The sequence below is a fragment of the Halodesulfovibrio aestuarii DSM 17919 = ATCC 29578 genome (genome assembly GCF_000384815.1).
Lineage (GTDB): Bacteria > Desulfobacterota > Desulfovibrionia > Desulfovibrionales > Desulfovibrionaceae > Halodesulfovibrio > Halodesulfovibrio aestuarii.
In genome coordinates this window covers 840077-852483 of record NZ_ARQF01000020.1, presented here as the reverse complement: position 1 = coordinate 852483, position 12407 = coordinate 840077, and the positions used below count along the sequence as shown (strand labels likewise).

Annotated in this window: 10 protein-coding genes; 3 read left to right on the top strand and 7 right to left on the bottom strand. The window is 45.3% G+C overall.

From position 1 onward, the window contains the following. Positions 1 to 50: 50 nt before the first annotated feature. The gene (locus F461_RS19195) at positions 51 to 389 is read right to left on the bottom strand and encodes a hypothetical protein (protein WP_073021050.1); all 339 of its coding nucleotides are present in this window, start codon (positions 387 to 389) and stop codon (positions 51 to 53) included. A gap of 212 nt (positions 390 to 601) precedes the next feature. Here F461_RS19195 and F461_RS0109755 point away from each other — a divergent pair, with 212 nt between their 5' ends. Beyond that, on the top strand, positions 602 to 967 hold the full coding sequence (locus tag F461_RS0109755; RefSeq protein ID WP_020000971.1) for a diacylglycerol kinase: 366 nt from the start codon (positions 602 to 604) through the stop codon (positions 965 to 967). A 93-nt stretch (positions 968 to 1060) separates the two neighbouring features. Here F461_RS0109755 and F461_RS0109750 read toward each other — a convergent pair whose 3' ends face one another. Continuing rightward, positions 1061 to 1654: a DinB family protein gene (locus tag F461_RS0109750; RefSeq protein ID WP_073021048.1), complete on the bottom strand. Its 594-nt coding sequence runs from the start codon at positions 1652 to 1654 to the stop codon at positions 1061 to 1063. Positions 1655 to 2422: 768 nt separating this feature from the next. After that, positions 2423 to 2836, bottom strand: a complete 414-nt coding sequence (locus F461_RS0109745) for a 2-thiouracil desulfurase family protein (protein WP_020000969.1) — start codon at positions 2834 to 2836, stop codon at positions 2423 to 2425. 314 nt (positions 2837 to 3150) lie between these two features. Between F461_RS0109745 and F461_RS0109740 the strand changes: the two genes are divergently transcribed. After that, on the top strand, positions 3151 to 3453 hold the full coding sequence (locus F461_RS0109740; protein ID WP_020000968.1) for a hypothetical protein: 303 nt from the start codon (positions 3151 to 3153) through the stop codon (positions 3451 to 3453). A gap of 103 nt (positions 3454 to 3556) precedes the next feature. Here F461_RS0109740 and F461_RS0109735 read toward each other — a convergent pair whose 3' ends face one another. Continuing rightward, complete coding sequence (locus F461_RS0109735) at positions 3557 to 4906, bottom strand: glutamine synthetase family protein (RefSeq protein ID WP_020000967.1); 1350 nt, start codon at positions 4904 to 4906, stop codon at positions 3557 to 3559. 324 nt (positions 4907 to 5230) lie between these two features. Next, complete coding sequence (locus F461_RS0109730; protein WP_020000966.1) at positions 5231 to 7411, bottom strand: glutamine synthetase III family protein; 2181 nt, start codon at positions 7409 to 7411, stop codon at positions 5231 to 5233. Positions 7412 to 7945: 534 nt separating this feature from the next. Here F461_RS0109730 and F461_RS0109725 point away from each other — a divergent pair. Then, positions 7946 to 9739: a bifunctional lysophospholipid acyltransferase family protein/GNAT family N-acetyltransferase gene (locus F461_RS0109725; protein WP_020000965.1), complete on the top strand. Its 1794-nt coding sequence runs from the start codon at positions 7946 to 7948 to the stop codon at positions 9737 to 9739. Between the two features lie 248 nt (positions 9740 to 9987). Here the strand turns inward: F461_RS0109725 and F461_RS0109720 are convergent, their stop codons facing one another. Together F461_RS0109720 and purF are read right to left on the bottom strand one after the other, a co-directional pair. Beyond that, positions 9988 to 10986: a KpsF/GutQ family sugar-phosphate isomerase gene (locus F461_RS0109720; RefSeq protein ID WP_020000964.1), complete on the bottom strand. Its 999-nt coding sequence runs from the start codon at positions 10984 to 10986 to the stop codon at positions 9988 to 9990. Between the two features lie 28 nt (positions 10987 to 11014). Next, a complete protein-coding gene (purF, locus tag F461_RS0109715) occupies positions 11015 to 12400 on the bottom strand; it encodes an amidophosphoribosyltransferase (protein WP_020000963.1) in 1386 nt (461 codons plus the stop codon). Between the last annotated feature and the right edge of the window lie 7 nt (positions 12401 to 12407).

Here is a 12407-nt window from a genome sequence, read left to right as displayed (position 1 = left end):
TAAAAGATACTCCCCCGACTCCATTATTGGAGGAGAGGGGGGAGTGTTTGTTAACTAAGACCTGGTAAGAGTAGCTTGCGTGGCTGATTGACCCGTTGTTTAACGCGAGTCCATGTTTTTGGAGTACATCCAAAACGGAATGACCACAGGTCGCAATGTTCTCTGGCACTACAAGAACGTACTTCCGTCCGGTTGTTGTCGGAACACATAAGACAGTATTGCCGGATTTGTTGTACTGAGCTGCGTTGAGGTTTTTCCGGTTCAGTTCCAAGACGATGGTTGAAGAACAGGCATGAGTTGTCCTCACACTCTTCTACCCGCTTGGAAGAGCCTCCCTGACATGTGAGACAAAATCGTCTGATTGCTTTCTTCGGTGATACCTTTGCCATATCTAGCCTTGTGTGTAGCCGTTTGCACATTCTGGGCACAAACAGTATGTATTTTTAGTAAAACGTAAATTGAAAGTTGTATGGATATCGACAACTTTTTGAAACTTATTGATATTTTGATCGTATGTCTTAGTACAGTGCAGGTTATGTTACCATAATAGTTTTGTAATGCTGCATAAAAAATGCGTATATTATACCGGACAGGGGGCACCGTGCCGATAAAAAAATCAATTGTAACAGGTGTTGCGCACTTTTTTCAAGCAACAGGATATTCGATACAAGGGCTTGTTTCCACGTATCGTTCTGAAATTGCATTCAAACAAGAAGTTGCGCTTGTTCCAGTAATACTGATTGTTGCGTGGTTCTTCTTCGGATTTCCATATGCGCTGTTGCTGACCGGCATGTGGCTTATAGTCTGTGCTTTTGAGTTATGCAATTCCGCGATTGAAAATATTGCAGATTTAGTGATGCCCGAGAAAAACGAATTTATAAAACGCGCAAAAGACGCAGGTTCTGCTGCTGTTGGGGTTGCTGTTGTCGCTAATCTTTTGACATGGCTTTATGTGATTTTTGTGTAGCCCTAACGACATAGTGCGTAAAAAAAGCTCTGCTTCCAAGGAAGCAGAGCTTTTTTTACGTGAGTTGATTGTGAAGCACTTTGCGTAGATTTGTCATACTGAAGATTCATAGGGCAGATGCGAAGTTTCAACATTTAACTCCATAAAAATGTGCGAAAGTTGAAATTCATGCATCACAATATGGGCAAGATTCAATCCCATGACCTGTTCAATGTTCATAGGCCCGGCAATTTGATGCCTGAAGTAATTTTCAGAAAGGCATTCCCGTGGTGCTTCAGTAATGAATGAACGAAGCCATGCATGGTTTTCATCCCACATGTCTGTTAATTCATAAATATCGTACTCACCTTTAGGGTACATAGCTAACTCTGGTACGGGTAACAGTAGTTGCAGGTTAAAAACATACGATGTGATCGCGTACGAGATTTTATGAGCAAAGGTTCTGTGCAGAAGCTCCATATCTTCGGGTTCCGGTAGCCCGCCAAGAAGTGAGCGTTCTGCAAGAACTATATGTTCAAGAACCATAATGGGTGACCACCTGTCTTCCCCTGGTGGTTTGCGCCGTAGTATGCCCGCGTACTGCTTATTAAGCGAAGAAAGAGTTTTGAGCAGCTCTATCTTATGGTCGTGGGTTGAGTGCATCATGTAATAAAGATTCTGTTCCATTTTTGTATGGTACACAGCCATTTTTTATAGCTTCTATGATTACTCTGGGCTGTAATACTAATGGTTCCAGCTCAATTTTTACAATGGGCTAATAATATTATGAAAAGCAAAGGCGAAGAAACGTTTTATAATTCATGATTATATTGGGGCACTGGCAGGTGCTTCTCGGGTTTGTATCCTGCATAAAAAAAGTGCTCCCCGACAGATGCCGGGGAGCAGAAGAGGCCTTGCTAAAGGAGGAAACTTAACGTGGGTTAGTATGAGTGTCTATGCTTGTTGTTATATATAAAAACAGTAAGAACTGTTAGTTGCTCAGTAAGCGGGGGTCGAGTGACCAACCCCCGTTGGGACCTGATGGAAATGGTGAGGAGGTATGAACCATCTCCTTTTTCTTACCTTAAGCTGTATCAGTGTGGGGGATACAGCAGAGTGCCTTTGCTAGAGGCGTTCAGTCTGCCCCGGGGTGTAAGGGGGGGACTGAATTTCAATACGTTTTTTTAACGAGGAGTATGTATTGCTATCTTATTTGCATCTGCCACAATGCTGTAAGAAGCAAGCTCTGTTTGCAATGTTGCTTGCGTTCTCTATGCTGTTTGAATTTGTATAAGCATACAGCGTGCCAAATATAATAATCTTTTAAAATAAGATAGTTACTTGCATCGTTTTAAATGTGAATAAAAACATGTGCAAATTCTGGACGATTGAACCCTCACATGTGCAACTCTATATGTGCAATATCTGCACATGTGCACCTGTGCGAATAATGTGCAGGCTACATAACTGCACAAGTTAATCTGTACAAGTAACCTTCAACCCCATTGAAAGCATCCGTGCGGCGAAGAGCCCGTTTCCTTCGATTTTCACTCCCGAAAATGAACCATCATAAATAATGCCGACACCGCAAGACGGAGAACGGGATTTTAAAATAGCTTTAGTGCATCCAGCCAGTTTGACGAGATTGGTTGCTTCTTCCACACCGTGCTGCATCTTTTCCGTAATATCTTCTCCATCCTTCGAAATGGCACGGCCTTCTTTTAATTCAAACGGCATGCGCGGGGTAGAAAAGCCTCCCAGTTGTTCAGGGCATACTGGCATTGCACGTCCTTCTCGAATGAGTTGCTGCACCTGCTCGTTCGCAGTGTGTTTTCCGTCGTATCTACAATGACAGCCTGCGAGACAGGCACTAACTACGTATTCTATCATACATGCTCCATGAATTATTAACGATTCTTGTGTTGCCCTAGCACCCTTACCTGTTACGGGCAAGTGGTCAGTGTTTCGGGATGATAGTGCCTTCTTGAACATGGCGCTAAACAAGGTGTATGAAAATTGAACGCATGAATAAAATTTACACAGTAAAGATATAATGCTCGCAAAGAAGCGTATGCTTTTTTTACAGGATAAGCGCGGGTTGATTCTTGAATACTAATTTATAGTAGTCAAAATAGGATCTTATGACTCTTGGCATGTGGGTTGCTTTATGAAGATATATAAAACTAATACTGCAGGAGTTACGTATGAATAAAAAATTTATTGCGATTATAGCGGTAATGATGGTTTTGACAGGTTCTTTTGCATTTGCTGCAAACAATTCAAATCGCCAGATGCCAATGATGAATAATCAGTACGCACAGCACAATGTATACCATGATCAGTACGGACGGCATGGACAGCATATGTTCCGATTGACCGATCAGGCTAAGTGTAATTCAACGTCTATGTGGGATTCAGTATGTAACTTTTTCGGAATGCATGGTGGGCATGGTAGCCACAGCAGGTTTGGTAGTCGGTATGATCGGGATGGGGGAAGACGCATGTAGCGCGGCAGTTAGATTGCCTTTAGCGTATTGAGACTGCAAGTTTTTTTAGCGTAGCCAAGGCAATAGTGCCTTGGCTACGCTTTTTTGTATCGTACGTCTGTGATTACAGAATAGGAAGATATTTGCGAAGTTCAAACTCAGAGACATGGGTACGGTATTCGTCCCATTCAATGCGCTTGTTATTCACAATGTTGGAGTGCATGTGCTCACCAAGGATGTTTTTCATGAGTTCGGAACCTTCCAACAGTTCAGCCGCTTCGTGGAGTGAGCCGGGAAGAGACTCGATACCCTTTGCTGTGAGGTCTTCAGTTTCCATCGCAAAAATGTTTTCCTCAACCGCTGCTGGAAGCTCGTATCCGTTTTCAATACCTTCGAGACCAGCACCAAGGGTTGCCGCAAAACAGAGGTAAGGGTTTGCTGCAGGGTCAGGGCTACGCAGTTCAATACGTGTTGCCTGCTCTTTGCCAGGTTTATACATAGGAACGCGGATTAACGCGGAGCGGTTGCACTGTGCCCATGCAATATACACAGGTGCTTCAAATCCCGGTAATAAACGCTTGTAGGAGTTTACCCACTGGTTTGTGATGCAGGTATATTCCTTGGCGTGCGTCAGCAGACCGGCAATGTAACTGCGGGCTTCAGCAGAAAGGCTGTGTGGATCATTCGCATCGAAAAATGCGTTTTTACCATTTTTAAACAATGACTGGTGCACATGCATGCCGGAGCCGTTTTCGCCGAAAAGCGGCTTAGGCATAAAGGTCGCGTAGCAGCCATGCTTTCGGGCGATTTCTTTTACAATGACTTTATACGTCATTGCGATATCGGCCATTTTGAGTGCTTCTGAGTAGCGAAGGTCAATTTCGTGCTGTGATGGTGCAACCTCATGGTGAGAGTATTCAACATCAACACCCATTTTTTCTAGAGCAAAAATGATTTCGCGGCGGATATCATTCCCCATATCGAGAGGTGGTGCGTCAAAGTAGCCACCGGAATCAATCGGCTGTGGGGTCTTTGAGTCTGTAAGGAGAAAGAATTCGAGTTCCGGTCCTACGTAGTAGGTGTACCCTTTTTGTGCTGCTTTTTCGATGAGCTTACGCAGAATGTAGCGCGGGTCGCCTTCATACGGAGTGCCGTCCGGATTTTTGATGTCGCAGAACATTCGCGCAACAGGGCGCTCGGTCGGACGCCATGAACAAATCTGGAATGTGGTTGCATCCGGATATGCTACCATGTCGGACTCTTCAATGCGGGTAAAACCGAGAATTGAAGAACCGTCAAACCCCATTCCTTCTTCAAAAGCGGCTTCCAGTTCTTTAGGCGTCACTTGGAAGCTTTTGAGCGTGCCCAAAATATCTACAAACCAAAACTGAATAAAACTAACATGGTGTTCTTTTACTGCGCGGACAACATCGTCCCCGTTTTTGCAATTAAACACAGTATATTCTTCCATCATGAAGTACCTCCCAAAAAGGCAAGTCTGCTAATATGGGTGACAGGAATGATTGGCCTGCTCCTAAAACTCATACAATTTTGAAGGGATACAATTGAGTGTTCTTAAAAGTGATTTTTTTTAAGGCTCATCCCTGTTATTCACGGGCGCATCATTAAACAGCATCCAAGTGAATAGCAAGAAGATAAAAGTATCCTTGTTGACAAAAATGTCACATAAAAAGTTTTTTTTCCAGAATTAATTTTTTTTAATGTAAAAAAAACTCCCCTGTTTCGTTAAAAACAGGGGAGCAACTTTGCCTAAGTGGAGGCTATATGGTGGAGACAGCTATTTAATGAACAGCATTTCCTGGTAAGTTGGCAGCGGCCAGAGGTCATCTGCTACGACATCTTCCAGTTTATCTGCATATTCGCGAAGCTCTAACATTACTGGGAGTACTTCGTTGCACAGGAAGCGAGCGTGCTCCTGTTCATCGGAATGTCCTTTTGCAAGCATTGCTTCAAGTTCGTCTGCCGCAGATTCAAGACCATTCAGATTTTCAGTAAGTTTGGTCAGTGGGCCCTGAATGCAGCCGAGACCAAGTTCCTTCATGTTCAGGCAGTTCTTTGCGAGTTCTGTCTGGTAACGAACTGCTGCAGGGAGAATAGAGGTGCGAGCCATTTTGATAGCCAGTTCAATTTCAGTCTGAATAGTATTAATGTACTGTTCAAAGAAAATGGATGTGCGGCTATCGAGTTCCCGTTTTGAAAGAACGCCAAATTCTTCAAACAGGGTTACGCTGGATTCACTGTTAAGTGCTGGAAGTGCTTCTGGGGTAGTGCGAAGGTTCGCAAGACCACGTTCTTCAGCTTCTTTAGCCCATTCTTCAGAGTATCCGTCGCCGTTGAATACTGCGTTGCCGTGTTTTTTAACGATTTCCTGAATAACTTTTGTTACGGCGTCGTTAAGTTCGCAGTTTTCGCTGGTCATGAGTGCTTCGAGACGGTCAGAAATGTATTTCAGAGAGTCAGAGAGCATGGTGTTCAGTACAAGCTGTGCTCCAGCAATAGACTGGCTGGAACCAACTGCGCGGAATTCAAAACGGTTACCGGTGAAAGCAAACGGGCTTGTGCGGTTACGGTCTCCAGCATCCATTGGAAGAGGAGGCAGGGTGTCTACACCAACACGCAGGATGCCTTTTGCTTTAGAGGTAGCTACATCACCTTTTTTGATCTGTTCAAAAATTTCAGCAAGCTGCTGTCCAAGGTAGATGGACATGATTGCTGGAGGTGCTTCGTTGGCACCAAGGCGGTGGTCGTTGCTTGCACATGCAACGCTACAGCGGAGTAATTCGCCATGCTTATGTACTGCACGGATCATAGCAGCACAGAAGAGCAGGAACTGAGCGTTTTCATGCGGAGTTTCGCCTGGATCGAAGAGGCTGCCGAACTGGCCGTTACCGATAGAGTAGTTAAGGTGTTTACCGGAGCCGTTGATGCCTGCGAATGGTTTTTCGTGCATGAGGCACGCCATACCATAACGTTTTGCAACGCTTTTCATTACGCTCATGATCATCTGGTTGTGATCGTTTGCGAGGTTGGAATTCTCAAACATTGGAGCAATTTCGTACTGGCCGGGAGCAACTTCGTTGTGACGGGTTTTTACCGGTACACCAAGTTTGTAAAGTTCGCGTTCTGCTTCAATCATGAAAGCGAGAACACGTTTCGGAATAGTGCCGAAGTAGTGGTCATCCTGTTCCTGACCTTTCGCTGGTTTCGCACCGAAAAGGGTACGGCCGGAAAGGTAGAGGTCTGGACGGGCGAAGTAGAAGTTGCGGTCAACGAGGAAGTATTCCTGTTCAACGCCAGCGTAGTTCTGAATACGGTCAAAATTGTTATGACCAAGCAGTTTGAGCAGGCGGCTGGCCTGTGTGTGGACTGCCTGATTAGAGCGGAGAAGCGGGGTCTTTTTATCAAGCGCTTCACCGGTCCATGCAACGAATGCGGTCGGGATACACAGGAAAACGCCGTTGTCGTTTTCTAAGAGGTATGCAGGGTTTGTAAGATCCCATGCGGTGTAACCACGAGCTTCGAAGGTAGTACGCAGGCCACCGTTCGGGAAGCTGGATGCATCCGGTTCACCCTGAATAAGGGTAGAGCCTGAGAACTGGGCAATTGCACCACCGCGTCCGTCAGGTTCAAGAAAACTGTCGTGCTTTTCAGCGGTAAGGCCGGTCAGCGGGTAAAATACGTGTGTGTAATGTGTCGCACCTCGGGAGAGAGCCCATTCTTTCATTGCAGAAGCAACTGCATCTGCAATAGAAGGGTCCATCTGCTCGCCATTTTCGATTGTGCGCTTGAGAGATTTGTAAACAGCCTTAGGAAGGTGTTCTTGCATGACCTTGTCATTGAACACGTTGCAGCCGAACAGCTCTGTTGGCTTTTCTTCAATGAAGTTTAAAGGCTTGCTTGTTGAAGTTGTGTTGTTTACTGCCGAAATGGCTTTAAGTCTTGCTAAAGATCCACTCATGAAAATCTCTCCTTTAAACAGATTCGCGCAATATAAAATGGTACACGCCTTGTGAGGCATCTGCATTCTTCTTTTGATAAATATAAAGCACAGATGATGCCAGTGTAGTAAAATCAGGTGCTTATAAAAAATGCTGTTGTACGTTGCTTATTGTGTATGACAAAAATGTTAGAACTGCAACCCGAAAAATGAGCATTTTGACAATTATGTAAAAAAATAATCATAAAGGGTATTGTGTAAGAAAAGCTAAATAACAAAAATGTTAATTATGTGATTGAGTGGACGTGCATGATGACAGTGGGATCCGCGCACACAACACAATTGTGTTTACGACGTTCAAGGGCAAGTTTTTTTGCCAAAGTTGTAATAGATTGGAATTACGGTTTTTTAGTCGATTTTTTATTCAAAAATCGATACTTGACTGAAACACAGGCGTAACTATTTTGCTATATTGCTTGAAAATATAGTGTATGATGAAGTTACATTCATAAATCATAAAATGTAGTAAGTGAATTTAGCCCTGAGAGGTTGGCCATGATGAGACGGAGTGAAGAGAGAAATCTCAATCTAGATTTTATTCCGCCTAAAGTTAAGAAGGTGCTTGCACCAATCAAAAAGCCATTGATGCACATGACTCGTGTTGACGGGTTATTCAATGTGTACGACAGCATCTCTAGACGAGAAAGCCCGCTCGAATTTTGCCAGAATGGGTTGGAAATTTTAAATGTGCAAGTTGAAGCTCTTGGCAGAGGGCTGCGCGATATGCCGCTAGATAAGCCGCTTGTAATTGTTTCTAACCATCCTTTTGGTGGTATTGAAGGACTTGCGCTTATGGCAGAAATTATGCCGTTGCGTCCTGAATGTAAGTATCTTGCGAATTTTATGCTCGGAATCATGCCGGAATTGCGTCCATGCATGATCGAAGTAAATCCGTTTGAAACAAAAGAGGCACGACGAGCAAATATTCGCGGGCTTCGCCAAGCTATTTCTCATGTTTCTGAAGGCGGAAGCCTTGTTGTGTTCCCTGCAGGAGAAGTTTCCCACCTTCAGCCTAAAATGGGCGGCATTGTAGATCCTGCCTGGAATAGAAGCGTTGCGCGAATTATTCGTAAAACAGGCGCCGATGTCCTGCCATTGTATTTCCACGGACGGAACAGCCTGTTCTTTAATATGATGGGCATGGTGCATCCACTCGCCCGCACAGCATTGCTCCCTGCGCAACTGTATAACAAACGAAATAAAAAAATTACCTACAGCGTCGGAAACATCATACCGTCAAACATGTTGAAAACTTTCGCAACAGAAGATGATGTGATGAACTACCTGCGTGTCCGTAGTTACTCTCTAGCCAAGCGTCCATCAGCTAAAAAGTTCTTTATTCCGTTCAAAAAAGAAAAAGATCAAATGGAGATTGCAGGAGCACGCCCGCACGAGTCACTCCTGAGAGAAATTGATAATCTGCCGGAAGAGCAGATTCTTGCAAAAGAGAACGGGTTTACCGTATTCGAAGCACAAGCATTTCAAATTCCGAACATGTTGCACGATCTTGGTCGCCTGCGCGAATTAACTTTCCGCCCTGTAGGCGAAGGTACCGGGCTTGATCTTGATCTCGATACCTATGATTACGAATACGACCATCTTATTTTATGGGATGACAAAAAGGAATGTATCGCCGGTGCATACCGTCTTGGTTGTACAGATAAAATTGTTCCTAGAAGCGGCATTAAAGGCATGTACTGCAGTACATTGTTTAAGTTCAAACCGGAGTTCTTTACCCGTTTTGAGCACGCAGTAGAGTTAGGGCGCGCTATCGTGCATCCAGAGTACCAGAAAGATTACAGCCCGTTGATGTTGCTTTGGAAAGGCATTGGGCAGTACATCTTGCGTCGGCCCGGCACCCGTTATTTATTCGGGCCATGCAGTTTGCCTCTTGAGTTCAATCCTTTTACGCTTGTGACGGCTGTAAACTACCTTAAAGAGCACCATATTGATACAGAGCTTGCTACCCTTGTCGCCGGTAAGAAAGCTCCTAAGCTGAAGCTTCCCAAAGGGATTCCTGCTGCATTTAACATAGCAGACCTTAGCTTTACAGGCCTCAACGGGCTTGTACGGGATATGGAAGATGGTCGGACAATGCCGATTCTCTTTAAGCACTACTTGCGTCTTGCTGGAAAAATCGGTGCCTTCCATGTTGATACCGCGTTTGGTAGTCTTGATGCGTTCCTCATGATTGATCTTTCTGAAACACCGTTGCGTACCCTCAAACGTTATTTAGGGAACGAAGAAGCCGTAGAGCTCGTTGAATCATTCAAGGGAGCTGAAAAGTAACCCTGTAGGCGGTCTTATCGCCTCGCGGCGTACCTGCCGTACTTGTTTTGTTAAATGGAAAAGGCTGTCCTCGTTATGCAGGACAGCCTTTTTATTATCGAAACCTGTGAGATGACGTCGTATTAAGCTTCCTCCGCGTAAGAGCAGACAGTGACTTCGTGTGAGGTTAGAGTGTTACGTGGTTAACATAAAAAAAGGCGACATTTTCATGTCGCCTTTTTGGGTAGTATATAGACTGAGAAGCTTTGCTATCTACTGAATTTAACGCGCCCTTTGCCGAGCAGGTCGTGCATGTGCACGATGCCGCAGAGAGTTCCGTTCTCTTCTACCACTGGTAGAACAGTTATTTCTTTTTCTTCCATAAAATCAAGAAGTTCTGCTACTGATGAGCCTTTTTGAGCTCTGTAGGGCTCCTTGATCATAACTTGAGAAGAAGGCTGCTCCATGTCGAGTGTACCTTTACAGATAAGGCGGCGCAGGTCGCCATCAGTGAGGATGCCTGTAAGACAGCCTTTATCGTCAGTAAATACGACGGTTCCGAGACGCCCTCTATCCATAACACGCAATGCATCGGAAAGCGGTGTCTCCTGTACTACTACAGGATCAGATTCGCGAAGAATCAATGCATCGATGGGCATGGTCAGACGTTGGCCCAACGCACCACCCGGGTGGTAGCGTTTAAAGTCTGCCGCGGTAAATGCTTTTGCTTCAATCAAGCACGCTGCAAGGGCATCGCCGATAGCAATTGTGGCAGTGGTTGAACTTGTTGGAGCAAGATCAAGCGGGCAGGCTTCTTTGGGTACGCCGGTATTGATGACAATATCTGAAAGCCGCGCCATAGTGGATTCAGTGCCGCCAGTTAAAGAAATCACAGATGCTCCAAGGGAGCGCATTGCCGGAAGAACTGCGTTAAGCTCGTCAGTTTCTCCGGAGTTGGATATGGACACCACAACGTCTTCCTCACGGATCATGCCGAGGTCACCGTGGGCGCCTTCAACAGGATGCAGGTAGAAAGAGGCAGTCCCTGTGGAAGACAGGGTTGCTGCGAGCTTGCGGCCGACAAGGCCGGATTTGCCAAGACCGGTGATAATAACTCGGCCTTTGCATTTTGCAAGCAGTTCAACTGCGCGGACAAAAGACTCATCAAGGTTCGTCTTAACGGTTTCCAGACCTTCTATTTCGATCTGGATGGCTTGACGGCCTTTCGCCAGCCAGTCGCCAGCAGGTGTGCAAATACACTTATTCATTATTTAGTAAGCTCCAGCGTGTCCGCAACTAGCAGTTGCATGACCCGCAATTACCGCTTGGACAAGGGATTGCATAATCCCCGTTAAAACATGCAAGACAGTAATCATCAGGAGATGAAACCGATTTGAGCAGACCTTCAATGGAAAGATAATGAAGGCTGTCCAGACCGATGAATTTTTCGATCTCCTCTACAGAATTATTGGCAGCAATGAGTTCTCCTTTGGAGGAGAAGTTGATGCCGTAGAAACACGGGAATTTAATTGGCGGACAACTCACTCTGAAATGAATTTCCTTTGCGCCGAGTTCCCGCAGCTTTTTAACACGGGAGCGAATTGTGGTACCGCGAACTACGGAGTCGTCCACGATGACAATGCGCTTACCTTCAATAAGGCTTTTTACAGGGTTGATTTTAACACGGGTGCTAAAATCTCGCATATCTTGTGAAGGCTGAATAAATGTTCGTCCCACATAGTGGTTTCGAATCATTGCATGCTCGTAGGGTAATCCGGATTCCTGTGCATAACCAACTGCACAGTAAATACCGGAATCGGGGAACGGCATGACAAAATCAGCGTCAACATGTGATTCCAGCGCGAGCTGGCGTCCCATTTCTTTACGACAGTTATATACATTCTCGCCGAAGACAAGGGAGTCAGGGCGGGAGAAGTATACAAGCTCAAAGATACAATGACGTTTTTTCTCTACTGTTACGTCCATTTTGTAGGACTCAATAGAGTTTCCGTCAATCACGATCATTTCTCCCGGCTCTACGTCACGCACGAGTTCTGCTTCAAGCAGATCGAATGCGCAAGTTTCTGAGGCGATTACATGAGCATCTCCGAGACGTCCAAGTACTAATGGGCGAATACCGTGTGGGTCACGTACAGCAATAAGCTTATTGTTAACCATAAGCAAAAGCGAGTAAGACCCCTGGGCTTCTTTGCAAGCAGCAAGTACCGCTTCTTCAAGCGGTTTTGTGCGCAGATGTTTAACAATCAGATGCACAATAACTTCACTGTCAATTGTGGTCTGAAAAATAGAACCGCTCTCTTCAAGTTGAGCGCGCAGTTCCATAGTGTTTACAAGGTTTCCGTTGTGCGCAATGGCAAGCTCCAGATCTTTGTACTGAACCATAAATGGCTGAGCGTTTCTCAGGAATGAGCCACCGGTAGTTGAATACCGGATATGTCCCATGCCGATGTTGCCCTTCAGTTCTCTGCCGAGGTGCTCTTCATTAAACACTTCGGGAACAAGTCCCATGCCACGCTCTTCACGAAGCTTGGTGCCGTCCCATGTTACGATACCGGCACTTTCCTGTCCTCTATGCTGTTGAGCATAGAGGCCAAAGTAAGTAAGGCGGGCTGCCTCTTCGTGATTATAGATCCCGAACACACCACAATATTCACGTTTCATGGCATCC